Genomic DNA, 16,913 nt, shown 5'->3' with positions numbered 1-16,913 from the left:
GCCTAGGAACTACAAGCCCACATAACAAGCCACTTCAAAGATATCCGGCCTACCTTCTTCATGACCAAAATAACAAACCTCTTCCCACTCACCACTGTTATCATCAAGCTGGCTTATCGCAAATTCTAGCTTGTACTGCTTGGCCATTTTGTATAGGAAGTTTAAAGGTAGTTTTAATTGCTCGGCTTTTTTAACTTGCACCTGCAAAGCCGAAGACTGCTCGTCGAGCACGGCAGAGAAATGTTCATGATCCTTTACCCAAACTTCCAGCTGCTCATCCAGATCGGATTTATGCTCTAGTAGCTCTTCATCATGACAGCTTATTAGTAGTTGCATGGAAATACTCTGTGAATTCTATGTTTAAGGCGGCAAGGCCACAGGAAAGGCTAACAGACTAATTAGAAAGCAGCCGCTCTAAGAGTTAGCCTGCAACACCCACTCAATAACCTCGTCAAAATGATCAGCGATTAAATCAGGCTTGTGTTGATGTAAAACATCCACCTCATGCACACCATAGCTCACTCCAATTCGGGGCATGTCTATAGCCTCGGCCATTGCCAAATCAAAGCTGGTGTCCCCAACCATTACCGCTTGTTCCGCTGGGCGACCAAACTCGCCTAACAACTCTTCCAACATCAAAGGATGAGGCTTAGAACGAGTTTCATCGGCACAGCGACTGCCATGGAAGTAATCTTCCATTTCTAAGCGAGCTAAAACGCGATCTAAGCCTCGGCGACTTTTGCCGGTGGCAACGGCTAAAGTGAAACCATCACTTTTAAGCTTTTCTAAGCCATCAATAACCCCTTCAAACAAAGGCGCCGGTATTTGATCGGCTTTGATATAGTGCGTGGAATACATCTCACGCATGGTATCCCATTGGGACTGACTACCTTCAGGGTACAAAGTGCTAATAGCTTCGGGCAAACCCAAGCCAATGATTTTCTGTACTTCTGAGCCTGGCAATTCTGGCAGCTTGGCATCATCTGCTGCTAGCTGCATGCAACTCACAATTTTATCGGCCGAATTACTGAGCGTCCCATCCCAATCGAAAATACACAGCATTTAAAGGGTTCCTGTTTATGTGCTCAGCTAAATAGGTCTATCTTTGCGCCAAAGCTATGAACAACTTTGGTCATTGATTCACTTGCGCGAATAATAACTATAACGGCAGCTCTTTGAGCTTTGCCAATGGCTCGGCTAAATCTGGCCACAACGGAGCCTCAACAAGCCTCGGTTGCTCTTCATCAGGCAAGGTAAAGCGCAATGCGGCAGCATGCAGAAATAATCTCTTAAAGCCTAACTTACGCATCTGCTGATTGAGCTCATCGTCACCGTACTTTTCATCCCCCAATAAAGAATGCCCTTGAGATTGAGCATGTACTCTGATCTGGTGAGTCCGCCCGGTTACTGGTTTAGCTTGTACCAAACTAAAACCGTCGAAGCGACGCAGAACTTTAAACTCTGTTCTACTGGCTTTACCTTCAGGGGATACCTTAACGATGCGATTGCCACCTGGCGCCTCTATCCGTAATAACGGAGCATCTACATGCTGCTTACGTTTTGACCACTGCCCAATTACCAATGCCTGGTAGTATTTCTGAATATTACGACGCTGGCGCAGCTCTTCCTGGAGATAACGCAGCATACTGCGCTTGCGCGCAATTAATATGCAGCCTGAGGTGTCTCGGTCTAGGCGATGAACCAACTCTAAATAGCGGTCATTGGGGCGTAGTTGTCTTAGTGATTCAATTAAGCCTAGGTTTACGCCACTACCGCCGTGAACCGCTAGGCCGGCCGGTTTGTTGATCACCAACAAACCGGGCAGTTCCAGCAAAATAGAGTTTTCAAGCAAGCGCCCCATTGACTGACTCACCGCGGCTTGCGGAGCCTGCTCTTTTACCGTCACAGGCGGAATACGAACTACATCTCGAGCCGCTAACTTATACTCAGGCTTGATGCGTTTCTTATTAACCCGCACTTCACCCTTTCGCAGCAAACGATATAAACGCGAGCGAGGGACACCTTTAAGGCGTGCCGCCAAAAAGTTATCTACGCGCTGGCCCGCCTGATCGGCATCAACTTCAAGTAACACTACCTTGCGGCCAATATCAGCGGAATCCACTCTACCTTCCTTTATATGCGTAAATTTAGGCATTTGGACGACAATTCGCCCCTGCAACCAAAAAGCGGGCCATCTTATCAGATTACAAGGCCTTGTGCCCAAGGCACTTATATTTGCAGGCCTTGATGCGAGCCGCTATACTCGCCAAGCAGTTTGGGCTGGTTTTCGGACAAGTCAGGCGCGCCTGTTGGTGGAAGTGCTACCTTTAATAAGTGAGGAGCCTAAAATCCACAACAGCCTATGAAAGACGAAGTATGGGCTGTACTGAAGATGATAGTTACCCCCGAGCGGGTATAACAGGCATAGATTGGCGCCAGATCCTCCCAGAAAATACCGCCAAACAGGCTCTCAAATATGAGCCACGCAGTTAGCCAATGGCGACTGCAAATGATTCAACAGTGACAACTGCAAAAGCAGATTGTCTTAAGGCCTATCCCCGAGTTATAGCTGCGGCTAGCTCCAGCGGATAGATAATGAAGTAACAGCGCGTGGCGCTGAGTAGATCTGTTGACGAAGTTTTATACGCTGATGACTGCATTAACAAAGCAGGCAACATAAGAAGCCAAGCAAGCCAATAAACAAAGAACGGCTTGTTCTTGATAAACAGTATGATTGCTACTTTATTAGGCATCAGCGCAGAAGTTTAGATATTGCACAAGTTGCAGCACCACCTTTGAGGTGGGCAGCGGTTAATTAATACCGTCATAGCTAAAGGGGCTCACACTGCCAAGACAGGCACCGTCCCTAACAGGCATAGGCTTGCTATGAGCTGCTACCAAAGCACTGAACTTTGTAATTAGTGCGTGTATCACAGGGCCAATGGGCCTTTTGATTCCCCTTGCACAACCTCGTCCATAGTTCTACCAATGCCCGTGCCGCAATGGTAGGAACACCATGAAGAGAATGTTAATCAACGCTACACAGCCAGAAGAGCTGCGCGTAGCACTAGTAGACGGCCAGTGGCTGTACGACCTCGACATCGAAAATCGCACCCGCGAGCAAAAGAAAGCCAACATCTACAAGGGTAAAATTACCCGCATCGAGCCAAGCCTAGAAGCGGCTTTTGTAGATTACGGTGCTGAGCGCCACGGCTTCCTTCCCCTCAAAGAAATCTCCCGCGAATATTTCCTCAAACAGCCTAAAGACATCGAAGGCCGCATCAAAATTAAAGATGTTGTCAAAGAAGGCATGGAAGTTATCGTTCAGATTGAAAAGGAAGAACGAGGCAACAAAGGCGCGGCCCTAACAACCTTTGTTAGCTTGGCTGGTCGTTACTTAGTATTGATGCCAAATAACCCTCGTGCAGGCGGTATCTCTCGCCGCATTGATGGTGACGATCGCAGCGAACTGCGCGAAGCACTGTCTTCTATCGAAGTGCCACAAGGAATGGGCATTATTGTCCGTACCGCCGGTGTTGGCCGCAGCTCAGAAGAACTGCAGTGGGATTTAGACAATCTATTAAATCTATGGAGCAAGCTTAAAACTGAAGCGGACAATGAAACCGCCCCAGCCTTCTTGTTCCAAGAAAGTAATGTCATCATTCGCGCTATTCGTGACTATCTACGCCCTGATATTGGCGAAGTTGTGGTCGATAACCGCGAAGCCTATGATTTGGTACAGGTGTTTATTTCGCACTTTATGCCGAATTACCACAGCAAAATTAAATACTACGAAGACGATATCCCACTATTCAATCGTTACCAGATTGAAAGCCAGATCGAGACCGCCTTTGAGCGTGAAGTTAAGCTGCCCTCCGGTGGCTCAATCGTTATCGATGTGACCGAGGCTTTGATTTCTATTGATATCAACTCCTCGCGCGCCACCAAAGGCGGCGATATCGAAGAAACAGCCTTGCAAACCAACCTAGAAGCAGCCGATGAAATTGCTCGTCAGCTGCGCCTACGTGATATGGGCGGCCTAGTGGTTATCGACTTTATCGATATGCAACCAGCTCGCAATCAACGCGAAGTAGAAAATCGCATGCGTGAAGCGCTAAATATGGACCGAGCTAGAGTCCAAGTTGGCCGCATTTCGCGCTTTGGCCTATTGGAAATGTCGCGCCAGCGACTACGCCCATCTCTTGGAGAGACAACGTCTAAGGTCTGCCCTCGCTGTAGTGGCCAAGGTACCATTCGTGGCACCAAGTCTTTAGCGCTATCCATTCTTCGCCTAGTAGAAGAAGAAGCCAAGAAAGAACGTAGTGCTGAAATTCGTACTATTGCCCCTGTAGCTGTAGCGACATACCTTTTAAATGAAAAACGCTCCACTATCTCTGCTATCGAACAACGTAATGAGACCCGCGTTGTTATCGTCCCTGATGCCGAAATGGTAACCCCTCACTTTGACGTACAACGCCTACGTGACGATGAAGCTGTAACAATCGAAACCAGCTACAAAATCACCACGGGTAACGAAGAAGTATCCGAGGACACCAAGCCAGCTGAAAAAGCTGCGCCGGTTAATAAACCAGCGGTACAGTTTGTTGCGCCAAGCCAACCCGCTCCAAAGGCTGAGGAAAAGAAAGAGCCTGGCCTAATCAGTAAGCTATTTAGTGCCATCGCTGGCCTATTTAGCAGCGATGAAGAAGACAAGAAGAAGTCTAAGAACAACAAGCGCAAAGGTCGCGGCAACCAGAATAACCGCAACCGCAACAATCGCAATAACCGCAACCGTAACGGCCAAGGTAAAAACCGCGACGACAACCGCAACAATCGTGACGATAGCCGCGGTAATAAAAGCGAAAACAATCGCGATAACCGCAATAAAAATCGCGACAAGAACAAGCGCAACCAAGATCGCCCTGAGTCGGAGAATAATGATCGCCAGCAGGAGCGCAATAACGAAGGGCGTGGCAACCGTCGCAACCGTCGCGGTCGCAACAATGATCGCAATAACGATCGTAACGAGCGCAATAACGACAACAAAGCCGTAAACGAGCCTAGCAAGCAAGACAAAGACGAGAATAGCAATGACGAGAACCGTCCAGCTAAGCGTCCTAGCAATCGTCGTGGCCGCCCGCAACAGCGCCGCCGCGGCAAAGGTGAAAACCGCAATGCTGATGCCAATAAAGAGCAAGCGAATCAAAACGCTGATGCGCCGGAAACTAACAAGAACGAAGCTAAGGCAGAAACTGTAAAAGCTGAAGCCAAAAAGCCACAAGCGCCCAAGCCTGAGGCTACTGACAACAGTAATACACAGGCACCTGCTGCTGTAGCTGCAACCGCTTTGGCCGCCGCGACGGCTGTTGCGGCACTGGCCGAAGATGAGCCTAAAGCCAAGCAAGAAGCCGAAGCCCCGGCTGTATCTGCTGCACCTGCTGCCGAACAATTAGCAGTACCTAGTGAAGCCGAGGAGCAAGTGAATGCCGATCTAGAGCAACAACTTGCTGCCGCTATCGACGCCAAAGTGCGTGCCGATGAAGAGGTTAAAGCTAAGCAGCAACCTGTTGAAGAAGCTTTAGGTGAAAAACTTGCCCAAGCGGAAGAAGTGAAGGAAGAAACGAAGCAAGAGCTTAGCGAAAGTCCTGCCGAAGAGTCAGCCACTGAAAGCGAGGAGCCTTCTGAGCAAGCAGCCCCTGAAGCAGCAGTTGCAACTGAGGCCAGCGAAGGTACTTCAGAAGCCACAAGCGAAACTCAAGGCGAGCTTAATTTCGACGCCAATGAAGCTGCTGCAGAAAACGCCGCCCCAGAGGCAAATGATGCTGTAGCCGAAGTAGCTGAGGCAGCTCCGCAAGAAGTTGCTGCTAGCACCGAGGAAAGTGGTTCTGCTGTACGTGAATACACACGCCCAAGCAACGATCCACGCCTAAACCCGCAACCCGTGTCGGTTAATGTGCAATCGGTTCAAGCCAAAGCCTATCTTGGCCAGGCCTTAGACACCAAGCAGGCATCACCGGTAAATCACGACCCACGCCCATTAGCGCGCGCGGCGAATGATCCTCGCGGACCGAAAGCCAGTTAAAATTTAATCATATTGATTAAAAAGCCTCTAAAGGCCATTGTTCTTTAAGAACAATGGCCTTTTTTCTATAAAAAATAATGGTTTAGCATCTTGTACTTGGATTCGCCCTATGTATAATAGCGGCCTTCCGGTGGGGTGGCTGAGTGGTCGAAAGCGGCGGTCTTGAAAACCGTTGAGTGTAATAGCTCCCAGGGTTCGAATCCCTGCCCCACCGCCATTATTATGTTTTAGGTAAACCCTAAAAATTCAAAAGGCTGCAATCTGAAAGGGTTTGCGGCCTTTTTAATGTCTTTTAAAAACCGATTAGCAACCAGTACATCTAGCCTTTGTAGTAACACTCATAGTAACATCGAACAGAAGCCCTATTTTTGGTGTTACTACATGCCCCGAAAAACAGTCCCGCTCTCCTCTACTCAAGTTAAACAAGCCAAAGTCAAAGAGAAGGAATACAATCTTGTCGACGGTGGCGGTCTAGCCCTCCGCATTAAACCTAATGGCTCAAAGCTTTGGATATTTAACTACTACCGCCCCATAACCAAGAAGCGAGCCAACTTGGGCTTTGGTACCTACCCTGAAGTATCACTTGCTGATGCCCGTCGTAAGCGCGAAGAGAATCGTCAACTACTAGCTCAAGGTATCGATCCCAAGCAACACCGCGAAGAGCAACAACGCCAGATATTGGAAGAAAATAGTCAGACACTTCAGCGGGTGCTTGAACGGTGGTTCGAGGTTAAGAAAACCAGCATCACAGCTCACTACGCTGAAGATATTATTCGCTCATTGAGAAATCATATTCTCCCCAAGCTGGGACAATGGCCGTTGCATAAGCTCACAGCACCTCTCGTGATCGATACACTCAAACCACTGGCAAATACCGGCAAGCTGGAGGCTGTTAAGCGTGTCACCCAGCGTCTTAATGAAGTGATGGTGTATGCCGTTAATACTGGCATCGTCCACCACAACCCCTTAGCAGGTATTCGTCATGCCTTTGAAACGCCCAAAGTAACTAATAACCCAACTCTCAAGCCAGAAGAGCTGCCTGAGTTGATGCAAGCACTCTACAAAGCCAATATTCGCCTTGTTACCCGTTACCTAATTGCATGGCAGCTACACACCATGACTCGCCCCGGCGAAGCGGCTGGTGCCCGTTGGGATGAAATAGACAGTGAGCAGGGTGTATGGCTCATACCACCAGAACGTATGAAAAAGCGGCGAGAACATATCATCCCTCTATCACCACAAGCCTTGGATTTACTAAAAGCAATGAAGCCTATCAGCGGTAAAGGTGAATACATTTTCCCTAGCGACATTCACCCAAGAAAGCATGCCAATAACTCCACGGCCAATGTAGCCCTAAAGCGAATGGGCTTCAAAGGTCGTTTAACTGCACACGGTATGCGAGCACTAGCCAGCACCACTCTGAATGAACAAGGCTTTGATTCAGATCTGGTAGAAGCAGCCCTTGCCCATGTCGATAAAAATGCAGTTCGGGGCGCTTACAATCGCGCTCAATACCTAAAGCGCCGCAGCGTGATGATGAATTGGTGGAGTGAACGTATAGAGCAAGCCGCAAAAGGTAATTTAACTCATAATGGCCAGAAGGCACTCAAGCTAGTAAATGGTCTTTGATTAATTACTTTGTGCACTCACTGCCTCTACCAGCGCTTTGGCAAGTTCCATCGCATCTTGAGAGCCTTGTTTTATTCTAGGCTCGTTAAATTGATTAAAAATATCTGCCTGACGTCCATCTTGCACATGTCCATAGCTGTAGAAGGTAGTTAATACTCCTTCATGACCTAGATTCTGGCTCCACGCTTTAAATTCTTCCGCTGAATGACAAAGGTTTTCACCCAAAGCGGCCAAAGTATTTCTGAAGCTATGAGGGTTGAAATGGGGAAGCCCTGCCCGCTCAAAAGCAGCTCTAAATATTTTACGGATGGCAGAGGCATTACTCCAAGGTTCACGGCTTAACCCAGCGATCTCAAAATTATAATCTTTACCTTGTTTCATGGCTGTTTTAGGGAATAACGGATCACTGGGCCCAAATAGACAATCATTAGCAAGATAATTTACCCATTCAGAAACAATACCCCGAACCTCGTCACCCACAGGGAAGAAATAAGTAGTGAATGTTTTGCTGAATTTAGTATTCACCTCCCTAGCATCTTGATATAGCGCACCTGCTTGAACATCCACGTGCTTTAAACACAAGGAAGCGATTGCGCTATCCCTAGCCCCGGTCAATAGGGTAAATGCAATCAATGCCCTATCGCGTTTTTCAATGACGTTTCCACTAGGCATAATTTTTAGAACATGCTTGATCTGTTCAAGGCTGGCTACCGGCTTTTCACGCTTGGCTTTAGCGGTGCGGGACTCCTTTTCGGACAGATTGAAATACTCTGCATCTGAATATTTGATGCGCGACTTGTAGCCTGCTTCCTGTGACAGCCATTGGATAAACGCTTTCAGGTGACGGCATGCGCCATTGATTGTCGCCAGACTCAGTTTTTCGTCCGTTTGGTGGTGGGTTTGCCTACTAAGGCATTTTTTAAAGCTGATAGCCTGCTCAAAATGGAAGGCTTTAAAGTCCTTGTACTTATTGAATGATTCAAACCTTGAGATAGCCTTCGCCACGGCATCAATCGTGGCTTCATTTTGCCCCTTAGCCTGCTTTAAAAAGGTCAGGTACTTGCGCTTAATACGCTCATTGTTGACATTGTATTTTGTCATAGTCTTATCCCACTATTTAAAGTCACTGTTTTAGAGAGGATTATTGCAATCACTTATATGCTCTAAACCTGTCGGCTATGAAAGATCGAAAAGTGCCGCATACTTTCCCAAATTACGGTGAGCAATAAACTTATTAACAAGGCATTCGCAACGGCTACAAAAGCCGGTTAAACGCCCTTTGGTGTTGGACACAGGCAGATACTCCACAGAGTTTACAGCAGGTTTTGTAGGGTTTTTACAGCGCATACAGTAGAGCTCATCAGGTTTGCACTTCTGCTTATTACTGACCCTGCGTTGTTGTAAATAAGCTTTAGCCTCTACCCCTAAAATCAGAAATGGCCGCTGATCTTTCAGACAGGGCAAACCGGCCTTGACCCACCCAGCAACGGTATTTTTATGAACCCCAAATACAGCCGCCAACTCCTCAAAAGTATAGCTACGGTTGATCTTTACCAGATTTGGATTGTAATTAGCCATGATCGTTAGCGCGGCTCTCTTCAATACGGGCAACAATCCATGCATTGATGTCGTCTTCCAGCCAGCCAACAGAGCGGCCACCCAGAGAGATAGGGGTGGGAAATTCCTTATTAGAAATACGCAGGTAGATAGAGCTACGAGATAGGCCAGTGCGTTGTTTAACTTCCGGTAGCCTTAGAATATTGTGCTGCATGATAAAACCTCTTAATAGCAAATAGGAACCACTAAGAGATTAAAGGAAGACATGGTGACAAAAACCTATTTCGGTTTTCGTCATCCCGAATTAGTTAATTTTGCCTAGCTGAAACAGCTTCCTCTAATTGGCTAAGAATCTTACGAATGGTGTCATCAGAAAGAGGGGCACCTAGGTTTTCCGTCATGGCAACAAGCGAAGTGGTTACTCCTCGAAGTGTCGGATCGATATCAGCGTTCTTGCATAAAGCTGCGATCAGCACGAGCAGTGAATTTCGCTCCTTTGAGTTCATGGGTTTTGGGGGTTCAGAAGGGACGCCTAATGATTGAATAAAGCGAGCAACCTCGTGCGTGCGAAGAACATAGGTATAATCATGCTCACCTAGGCCACCCGAGGGGTAAAAATGGTTATCCCGAGGAGAATCCAATCGTGACTTCAAATATTGCTCTCGCGTAGAATTAAACTTTTCTCGAAGCGCTCTAATTTTCTCATCGCTCAACTTAGAAGTGGCGATAAAGCTCTCTAATCCTTCTTGCTGGGCCTTAGAGCCTTCTTGATACTCATTGTTATCGTAATCCGTTTTCAGCTGGCAAATAATATCGCCCTGTTGCACAAAGGTTCCATCAATACCGACCAAAGTGACAGCTATGCCAGAGGTCAATTGTTGGTACTCATGCTCTACATCCAACCTTTCAGCTCCAATCATGGGTAAATCCCACACACCGGAGATAGATATAACCGAGCTTTCTAGTGCCACCCAGTTATCATCCGAAACATATAGCTCATGTTTACTAGGAATCTCATAGGGCTCGTCCAGCTTTTCACCTGTTAGAATATTAATTTCGATTGTTTCAAATTCAATATCTTTTGTTTTTACCCATTTTCCAGCCCGGGCATTTGCTTTATTCATGAAGTCAACCGAAAGCGTCAAGTGGCCATCTAACGCAAAACGGAAAAGGTCTGCAAGAGTTACGGTTTCGCCTAACGCAGTAGTAATATGAGAAGCAGCTTCTTCTAACGTAAGCCTTTCTTTGACTTTGAACAGTTTACTCATAGCTGTAGCTTTTAAGCCCTTGGGGCACTGGAATGTCGATTAAGTGAGTTTCGTGAGTAACCCGCCACTTACCTTTCTTGGCTACTTAACCGATCAGTAAAAATGAAAAAATGAGTTATTCAAAAGTTACCCATTTACTCTTTATTTTGTACTCTAATTCTGAATAAGATAGCCCGGTCTCGCTAAGTCTGGGGATTCGGTAGCACCAACGAAACCCTTCTCTATGCGCTAATATTAGGTCGCTTGAGTAGTCTTGATATGCCTCTTCGACAAGGTCAGTACTACGCCCGGGTTTGGTTATACTAAGCCTCCATACGACTTTAAGAACCTTTCGGTTGCTCATATTCTTTATTTCGATTAGTAGCGGATAAGCCTCCCTTTCAGCCGACTCATCGAATTGATCAAACGGATTGGCCTCTTGCGGCATAGATTCTCGGGAATTATCAAACTGGCGAGCCCTCAATACGCTCGCTAGTCGCTGGGCTGCGTCAGTATCCCCGGCTTTAACAGCGTTTGTGAGTGCACTTTCGAGTTGCGCTTCTCTATGTTCGCCACATTCCCTTGGCAAGTACTTTACTGACACTTCGACTTTTTCCTTAGCTCTATCATCTCGCCACTCAGGATAGAAGACAACTGCCAAAGACACTCCGCCAAGAAGAGCTAGAACTCCGGCGATAACGGCCATTTTCTTAGGGAAAATTAAAAAAAGAACTAAGACAATAACCCCTGCTAACCACACCATACTTTTGACTTCCTTGCTCGAAAACCTTCCTAGGAGAAGAATACAGCCTTCTCAGCCTACCATTGAAAACTCAAGCTAAATGGCAATACCGACCACAGAGTAGATAGTTTGCAGCAACGACACTAGCGTTCGTTACGAATAACCTCATTTGAATTCATATCAATTTCCGTTTGCGCACCTATTTTCTTCTCAAGTGCGGCTACTCGATCTTGAAGGTTGTCAATATGCCTCAATGAATGTCTTGAAAATCTATCCATTTGATAACCCACAAAAACAATAGCTACGACTAAGCTGCCAATAATGTAATCAAGTCCGATTTGTTCAATCATTCGAGGCTCCGGCCCAATGTGTTTTAGCGAGTGAAAGATTAAACATGTTCATTTTAATCCTCTTGGTTTTTCTCAAGCGTCGATCGAGCCCGGTGCTTTAGGCCACCCAACGCCTGACACTTGTTACAGGCTTTACTGTAGTAGGGATTATTAACGTCCCGCCAATCGTGATTGCATAACTCCATTCGTCGACGATCTACATAGTCTTGCAGTTTCTCCAATAACTGCCCCACAGCAAAAACACTAAACAATATGGCGAAACTGGCTACCAACCCCCAAAACCCCTTAACCCCCGTAGTATTAGCCAGCATAGACAGGGCAATAAAAAATGCCACTAAACTAGCGAGCTGTACAAGCTTAGCGAAAACCATAAGTAACGAATTAGACGTAGTCAGCGATCCGAACAATCCAATGCCAGTAATAGCTGCAACAATCACGGCAAACATGTAGAGCGAAGAGTTATCTTTGATTCCGCCATGTGATGAACACGCACCTGCTTTGCCGATTGATGCGCTTAGCCACCCGTCACTACACACAGCCGAGGGTATAAATTGAACTAGCAGTGACAAAACACCTATTGCGGTAAGTAAACCAAGGGTTTTTAGAAGTAGATTGTACTTATCATCCATAATTGTACTTTTTTGCGCTTGATATCAGCGTTCATGCTGTTTCATTCTTATTAGTTTATCGTTCTTTATAGGCGCGGCAAAGTAGCATACACTCCAAACAACGGGCCAACCAAATATTACCACCCTCACTGACACACATCCTGCTAAAAGACGGCCCCCAAGCATTGTCGGTAGACCGCACCTCTTAATACAAAGCGTACCATGTATAGCCGAATAGCCTTAAAACCTCAGTTAATTCAAAGTGTTAGAGTGTAAAAGGTATTCAGTAAACTATGTAGCGGCTTATCGCACATCTCAGCCACAATCGTATAAAAAACACTCATTCATTGAGTCAAAAAATGAGGGCTAGCATTCATTTTTAGTAACACTTTTAGTAACATTATAAAAAATAGCTAAATAAATAGGCATTATATATCAACACTTTACGAATCCTGTTCAGTTTCCTGCCCCCCGCCATTGAATTCTAAAACCCTGATAGGTCTGAACCAATCAGGGTTTTTTTATGTCTAAAGAAAAGTGTTTACCTGATAGACGCTACAGTAATATTACAAGCCCTTGAAAAGCCAACGGTTTTTTAGCATAACTTAACTGCTTTTGGGGCTAGAACTTCACTGCCAGCTGCCCTATTATTAAGGCTGATTGGGTCTTTCTAAGACCAGCGATGATACCAAGGAGAATTTCCATGCAAGAAATCTATAGCAGCGCCCAGGCTCAGAACAGCAGTTTTGAAGTCAGCAAGGTTTTGCGCAATACCTACATGTTACTAGGCATGACCTTAGCATTTAGCGCATTAACCTGCGGCTTATCCATGGCAATGGGTCTTGGCCGTGGCGTTTCATTAATCATGTCATTAGGCGCCCTAGCTCTTGTATGGTTCGTACTACCACGCACAGCTAATAGCAGCGCTGGTATTTACGTTGTATTCGGCTTCACCGGCTTGTTGGGCGCCTCTCTAGGCCCAATCATCAACCACTACATGGCCGTGAGTGGCGGCAGCCAAATCATCTTCCAAGCACTTGGCACCACTGCTCTAGTCTTCTTCGGTCTATCTGCCTATGTACTGACCACCAAGAAAGATTTTAGCTTTATGGGCGGTTTCTTAATGACCGGCCTTATCGTTGCAATCGTGGCTATGCTAGCGCTTTTTGTGGCGGGCTTCTTCGGTGTTCACATCCCAGGTGCACAGCTAGCCATTAGTGCTGTTGTAGCGCTGTTGATGTCCGGCTTTATCCTATTCGACACCAGCCGTATTGTTAACGGCGGTGAGCGTAACTACATCATGGCCACCACCGCACTTTACCTAGATATCTACAACCTGTTCAGCAGCTTGCTACATATCTTTGGCATTATGGGCGACGACTAACAATCATCTTTAGCTCCAAAAATGCTTCCCAAAAGCCCAGCAATGCTGGGCTTTTTTATGCCCACGGATGGGCGGTATGCCGTGGGCGCATGGAAGCGCAGGAACGGCGATGCCCATGGATGGGCGGTATGCCGTGGGCGCACGGAAGCGCAGGAACGGCGATGCCCATGGATGGGAGGTATGCCGTGAGCGCACGGAAGCGCAAGAACGGCGATGCCCACGGATGGGCGGTATGCCGTGAGCGCACGGAAGCGCAGGAACGGCGATGCCCACGGATGGGCTGTATGCCGTGAGCGCACGGAAGCGCAGGAACGGCGATGCCCACGGATGCGAGGTATGCCGTGGGCGCAAGAACGGTAATATCTACACCGAAAGAATCCCTAAAACACGTCAAAGGACCGAAATGAGAGCCTAGACGCCTCAGCGGCAACAAAGGCGTTTTCTATAACCGCAGGAATCCGATAAAATCCCGTTCATGAACTACCTAATTAATGTCACAGCCCCACCCAGCTCACAGACAAGCCTTAGCGCTCTGCGCTTTTGCCAAGCTTTGTTGAAAAAGGGCCACAACATCAGCCGAGTGTTTTTCTATGGTGACGGCGTCTACAACGCCAACAGCCTATTAAGTCCACCGACTGATGAGAACAATATGGAGCAGCTCTGGCGCGATTTTGGCGGCAACGAACAGGTAGAACTGGTGGTTTGCATCGCCGCAGCCGTGCGCCGTGGTCTACTCAATGAGGAAGAAGCCAAGCGCTACAACAAGCCCGCCAGCAATATTCAGGCGCCTTTTATCGTCAGTGGCCTTGGGCAAATGATTGAAGGGGCTGTACTGGCCGATCGCAGCCTTACCTTTAGCTGAGCAGAACATGAGTGAAGTACAAAAGAAGAACATTACCTTTATCTGCCGCCATTCTCCTTACGGCGGCAGTCAGGCCCGCGAGCTGCTTGATGCCGCATTAGCTGGAGCCGCTTTTGATCAAAATATTAGCTTATTGTTTATGGGCGCTGGAGTATTGCAGCTGGTAGAGCAGCAAAACCCCAGCACAATTGAACAAAAAAACCTTGCCAAAATGTTGAGCATGCTAGCCTTGTACGATGTGGAAAATATCTTTGTGCACGAGCAGGCACTTGAGCAGTTTGGCATCGAAGAAAGACAACTCCTCGATGTAGCGCTGATAAAAAACAGCCTTAGTATACAAGAGTGGCTGCAAGAACAAGATATTTGCATGAGCCTATAAAATGAGCAGTTTACATACCATCAATACCCAACAGACAGAAGCAATGCAACATTGCAGCACTTGCTGTACAAGCAAGGACGCTATCCTATTTTTTGCCGATGGAGTACTTCACACGCTCATACAAAAAGAAATGGCAGCACTTAAACAAAAAGGTATTGCACTCTATGTATTGAGCGATGACTTGATCGCTCGCGGACTACCCACTGATTCAAGTCTTGTTCAAGCCATTAACTACGATCGCTGGGTAGATCTTACGGCGAGCTACAAAAACAGCGTAAACTGGAGTTAGTATGGCTGCGCTCGATAACATTGCACGCGATAACGAAGGTTACCTAGTTAATGTAAGTGATTGGAACAAAACAATTGCCGAAGAGTTAGCCCAAGAAGAATCTCTCCAGCTTGAAGGCGCACACTGGGAGATTATTGAATTACTGCGCGACTTTTACGACGAGTTTGAGCAATCTCCTGCTATGCGCATTATGGTCAAACAAGCTGCTCTAAAGCTGGGCAAAGACAAAGGTAGCAGCATTTACTTTATGCGCTTATTTCCTGGTAGCCCGGCTAAATTAGCTAGCAAGCTAGCTGGACTACCGAAACCTTTAAATTGTCTTTAAGTAAAATTTAGCTTTTTTAGTACACTCCAGTTACTTCAATAGATATCCCTATTAAGATAAAAAGCGTTACATAAGCTCCCCCCCAAAGCAGAAAATAGTTTATAAAGTACAGTGTAAACTCGGCCATTTTATTGGCCCAACCTTTGACCTCCGAGTTAACAAAACAATATAAAGAATAAGCAATCGCCGGCCATAAACAGGCGGGAAAGATGTGGTATGGCATTAAGACCTCTGAAATATAATCAAAATTCCAGCCCACTTTTGTAATAATGCCGCTAGAAAGATACACAACAATTAGCAACAGAGCGTAAGAAGCTAGATAGAAAATATCCCACTTTAAGGTATGCCTAAGCAAATAATAGATCATTGTATCCTTCTTCACTATCGAGCTAGTTCAGCTTACTAAGCTGCAACATCAGCCGCACCTCCCACCAGAGAACTCCAAAGTACTTTGCAAATACTCTTCTATCGGCCCAAGCTCATATTCTTTTCTCCTTTCGGCTAAACCTTCCGGGTCGATTACATTACGAGGTTGGTATTTCCCATTAACACAAACTAACTGGGTACCATAAAGAGTTTTACCTTCGGTATTGGTCAACACACGATCGTAGAGATAAGCATAATCGGACTTCGATGTTTCACCACTTTGCGCGAGCGGCTTCATCAAGCTTAGTGCTTTTTTCTGAAAAGCCACATTATGGTCAGAATGCTGAGTGATCAGCCATGCAGTGAGCGATACTTTCTTGCCATATACTGACCATTTGGGCCAACCATGGATGCTGACAAGCTTTTCGAGAATACGCTGATTCTGTACATAGATTTTGTATTTCTCCATTTGCACCAGATTTCCAAAGGTAAATAAGTCCGCATCATTTAAACGATTCCTGTGCTTAGTTTTCTCCCGTCCTACAGCCACCCTATCCCAAAATTGATCCCGACCATGCAGTTTCGGCAAATCTTTAAGGCTTGGGTCTACACTTGGAAACTCAGCGTGAAAATCAGCTTTATACAAATTAAATACTTCGTTTATATTTACGAGAGATTCTATGGCGGCCGGACGCGAGCTATTTTGACCAAAAGTTCGCAGCACCACCCAAAGCCAAGTTTTATCGCTATCATAGAGACAGCTATCATCAGGCGAACGTCCAAGAAGATCGGCATTACTACCAAGGTCTTGTCGTGGGCATTGCCCACTTAGCAAATTGAGCGCCTCACTTTGGCCAACCTTTTCGACATATTCTAAAATTGGCTGATATTCTGGCAGGGTTTCACTATTGGAACGGACAGGCTGACTACTTACTGTGAAGATAATAAGGATGACATTGATAAGCTTCATTGCTTTATTACTACTCCCTGTAGAGTTTAATTTCTAGATTTTTCTTACTTATAGTAAAAGGATTAGGAAAGTGGGCCTCAGGCTACATGCTACGATACTTTTGAAAACTTAAACAGCGCCTCT

The 16,913-nt window shown here is 46.4% G+C and carries 18 protein-coding genes and 1 tRNA gene; 8 read left to right on the top strand and 11 right to left on the bottom strand.

Features of this window, described 5'->3' with window-relative positions; genetic code table 11:
* Nucleotides 1-9: 9 nt before the first annotated feature.
* The 3 genes from Q1A08_RS09790 to rluC form a co-directional block, all read right to left on the bottom strand.
* A complete protein-coding gene (locus Q1A08_RS09790; protein ID WP_299772313.1) occupies nt 10-336 on the bottom strand; it encodes a hypothetical protein in 327 nt (108 codons plus the stop codon).
* 78 nt (nt 337-414) lie between these two features.
* Nucleotides 415-1,062, bottom strand: coding sequence for an HAD-IA family hydrolase (locus Q1A08_RS09785; protein WP_299772312.1), 648 nt, complete (start codon nt 1,060-1,062; stop codon nt 415-417).
* 97 nt (nt 1,063-1,159) lie between these two features.
* The gene (rluC, locus tag Q1A08_RS09780; RefSeq protein WP_299772310.1) at nt 1,160-2,122 is read right to left on the bottom strand and encodes a 23S rRNA pseudouridine(955/2504/2580) synthase RluC; all 963 of its coding nucleotides are present in this window, start codon (nt 2,120-2,122) and stop codon (nt 1,160-1,162) included.
* 894 nt (nt 2,123-3,016) lie between these two features.
* Here rluC and rne point away from each other — a divergent pair.
* The 3 genes from rne (at nt 3,017) to Q1A08_RS09765 (ending at nt 7,711) form a co-directional block, all read left to right on the top strand.
* Nucleotides 3,017-6,082 carry a ribonuclease E gene (gene rne, locus Q1A08_RS09775; RefSeq protein ID WP_299772308.1) on the top strand — a complete coding sequence of 1,022 codons (3,066 nt, stop codon included), beginning with the start codon at nt 3,017-3,019 and terminating at the stop codon, nt 6,080-6,082.
* 129 nt (nt 6,083-6,211) lie between these two features.
* Nucleotides 6,212-6,299, top strand: a tRNA-Ser gene (locus Q1A08_RS09770).
* A 164-nt stretch (nt 6,300-6,463) separates the two neighbouring features.
* On the top strand, nt 6,464-7,711 hold the full coding sequence (locus Q1A08_RS09765) for an integrase domain-containing protein (protein WP_299772306.1): 1,248 nt from the start codon (nt 6,464-6,466) through the stop codon (nt 7,709-7,711).
* Here Q1A08_RS09765 and Q1A08_RS09760 read toward each other — a convergent pair whose 3' ends face one another.
* From Q1A08_RS09760 to Q1A08_RS09730, 7 genes are all read right to left on the bottom strand, one after another.
* Nucleotides 7,712-8,716: a tyrosine-type recombinase/integrase gene (locus tag Q1A08_RS09760; protein ID WP_299772304.1), complete on the bottom strand. Its 1,005-nt coding sequence runs from the start codon at nt 8,714-8,716 to the stop codon at nt 7,712-7,714. It abuts the gene before it with no gap.
* Between the two features lie 171 nt (nt 8,717-8,887).
* Nucleotides 8,888-9,334: a helix-turn-helix domain-containing protein gene (locus Q1A08_RS09755; RefSeq protein ID WP_299772302.1), complete on the bottom strand. Its 447-nt coding sequence runs from the start codon at nt 9,332-9,334 to the stop codon at nt 8,888-8,890.
* A complete protein-coding gene (locus tag Q1A08_RS09750) occupies nt 9,282-9,482 on the bottom strand; it encodes an AlpA family transcriptional regulator (protein ID WP_299772300.1) in 201 nt (66 codons plus the stop codon). The genes Q1A08_RS09755 and Q1A08_RS09750 overlap by 53 nt, the downstream gene beginning before the upstream one ends.
* A gap of 94 nt (nt 9,483-9,576) precedes the next feature.
* Complete coding sequence (locus tag Q1A08_RS09745; protein WP_299772298.1) at nt 9,577-10,536, bottom strand: hypothetical protein; 960 nt, start codon at nt 10,534-10,536, stop codon at nt 9,577-9,579.
* Nucleotides 10,537-10,651: 115 nt separating this feature from the next.
* The gene (locus Q1A08_RS09740) at nt 10,652-11,278 is read right to left on the bottom strand and encodes a hypothetical protein (protein WP_299772296.1); all 627 of its coding nucleotides are present in this window, start codon (nt 11,276-11,278) and stop codon (nt 10,652-10,654) included.
* Nucleotides 11,279-11,400: 122 nt separating this feature from the next.
* A complete protein-coding gene (locus Q1A08_RS09735; protein WP_299772294.1) occupies nt 11,401-11,607 on the bottom strand; it encodes a hypothetical protein in 207 nt (68 codons plus the stop codon).
* 53 nt (nt 11,608-11,660) lie between these two features.
* The gene (locus tag Q1A08_RS09730; protein ID WP_299772292.1) at nt 11,661-12,236 is read right to left on the bottom strand and encodes a hypothetical protein; all 576 of its coding nucleotides are present in this window, start codon (nt 12,234-12,236) and stop codon (nt 11,661-11,663) included.
* A 682-nt stretch (nt 12,237-12,918) separates the two neighbouring features.
* Here Q1A08_RS09730 and Q1A08_RS09725 point away from each other — a divergent pair.
* The 5 genes from Q1A08_RS09725 (at nt 12,919) to Q1A08_RS09705 (ending at nt 15,454) form a co-directional block, all read left to right on the top strand.
* Nucleotides 12,919-13,599 (top strand): Bax inhibitor-1/YccA family protein, encoded by a 681-nt coding sequence (locus Q1A08_RS09725; protein ID WP_299772290.1) that lies wholly within the window; start codon nt 12,919-12,921, stop codon nt 13,597-13,599.
* 475 nt (nt 13,600-14,074) lie between these two features.
* Entirely contained in the window at nt 14,075-14,461 is a 387-nt protein-coding gene (gene tusD / locus Q1A08_RS09720) for a sulfurtransferase complex subunit TusD (RefSeq protein WP_299772288.1), read from the top strand.
* A 7-nt stretch (nt 14,462-14,468) separates the two neighbouring features.
* Nucleotides 14,469-14,840, top strand: coding sequence for a sulfurtransferase complex subunit TusC (gene tusC, locus Q1A08_RS09715; RefSeq protein WP_299772286.1), 372 nt, complete (start codon nt 14,469-14,471; stop codon nt 14,838-14,840).
* Nucleotide 14,841: 1 nt separating this feature from the next.
* The gene (gene tusB, locus Q1A08_RS09710) at nt 14,842-15,129 is read left to right on the top strand and encodes a sulfurtransferase complex subunit TusB (protein WP_299772284.1); all 288 of its coding nucleotides are present in this window, start codon (nt 14,842-14,844) and stop codon (nt 15,127-15,129) included.
* A gap of 1 nt (nt 15,130) precedes the next feature.
* Entirely contained in the window at nt 15,131-15,454 is a 324-nt protein-coding gene (locus tag Q1A08_RS09705) for a TusE/DsrC/DsvC family sulfur relay protein (RefSeq protein ID WP_299772282.1), read from the top strand.
* A gap of 415 nt (nt 15,455-15,869) precedes the next feature.
* Here Q1A08_RS09705 and Q1A08_RS09700 read toward each other — a convergent pair whose 3' ends face one another.
* On the bottom strand, nt 15,870-16,790 hold the full coding sequence (locus Q1A08_RS09700; protein WP_299772280.1) for a DUF6624 domain-containing protein: 921 nt from the start codon (nt 16,788-16,790) through the stop codon (nt 15,870-15,872).
* Nucleotides 16,791-16,913 lie beyond the last annotated feature (123 nt).

It is taken from the genome of uncultured Pseudoteredinibacter sp., from assembly GCF_947500695.1.
Taxonomy (GTDB): Bacteria; Pseudomonadota; Gammaproteobacteria; order Pseudomonadales; family Cellvibrionaceae; genus Pseudoteredinibacter.
The sequence above is the reverse complement of the archived record's forward strand: the minus strand, read 5'-3'. Positions and strand labels throughout refer to the sequence as shown.

Excerpts from the sequence above, each read along its gene's own strand:
- Q1A08_RS09755 (WP_299772302.1), bottom strand. The coding sequence starts at position 9,334 with ATGCATGGATTGTTGCCCGTATTGAAGAGAGCCGCGCTAACGATCATG.
- Q1A08_RS09740 (WP_299772296.1), bottom strand. The coding sequence starts at position 11,278 with ATGGTGTGGTTAGCAGGGGTTATTGTCTTAGTTCTTTTTTTAATTTTC.
- tusB (WP_299772284.1), top strand. The coding sequence starts at position 14,842 with ATGAGCAGTTTACATACCATCAATACCCAACAGACAGAAGCAATGCAA.
- Q1A08_RS09750 (WP_299772300.1), bottom strand. The coding sequence starts at position 9,482 with ATGCAGCACAATATTCTAAGGCTACCGGAAGTTAAACAACGCACTGGC.
- Q1A08_RS09765 (WP_299772306.1), top strand. The coding sequence starts at position 6,464 with ATGCCCCGAAAAACAGTCCCGCTCTCCTCTACTCAAGTTAAACAAGCC.
- rne (WP_299772308.1), top strand. The coding sequence starts at position 3,017 with ATGAAGAGAATGTTAATCAACGCTACACAGCCAGAAGAGCTGCGCGTA.
- Q1A08_RS09730 (WP_299772292.1), bottom strand. The coding sequence starts at position 12,236 with ATGGATGATAAGTACAATCTACTTCTAAAAACCCTTGGTTTACTTACC.
- Q1A08_RS09700 (WP_299772280.1), bottom strand. The coding sequence starts at position 16,790 with ATGAAGCTTATCAATGTCATCCTTATTATCTTCACAGTAAGTAGTCAG.
- Q1A08_RS09735 (WP_299772294.1), bottom strand. The coding sequence starts at position 11,607 with ATGATTGAACAAATCGGACTTGATTACATTATTGGCAGCTTAGTCGTA.
- tusC (WP_299772286.1), top strand. The coding sequence starts at position 14,469 with ATGAGTGAAGTACAAAAGAAGAACATTACCTTTATCTGCCGCCATTCT.
- Q1A08_RS09785 (WP_299772312.1), bottom strand. The coding sequence starts at position 1,062 with ATGCTGTGTATTTTCGATTGGGATGGGACGCTCAGTAATTCGGCCGAT.
- Q1A08_RS09725 (WP_299772290.1), top strand. The coding sequence starts at position 12,919 with ATGCAAGAAATCTATAGCAGCGCCCAGGCTCAGAACAGCAGTTTTGAA.
- Q1A08_RS09705 (WP_299772282.1), top strand. The coding sequence starts at position 15,131 with ATGGCTGCGCTCGATAACATTGCACGCGATAACGAAGGTTACCTAGTT.
- tusD (WP_299772288.1), top strand. The coding sequence starts at position 14,075 with ATGAACTACCTAATTAATGTCACAGCCCCACCCAGCTCACAGACAAGC.
- Q1A08_RS09745 (WP_299772298.1), bottom strand. The coding sequence starts at position 10,536 with ATGAGTAAACTGTTCAAAGTCAAAGAAAGGCTTACGTTAGAAGAAGCT.
- Q1A08_RS09790 (WP_299772313.1), bottom strand. The coding sequence starts at position 336 with ATGCAACTACTAATAAGCTGTCATGATGAAGAGCTACTAGAGCATAAA.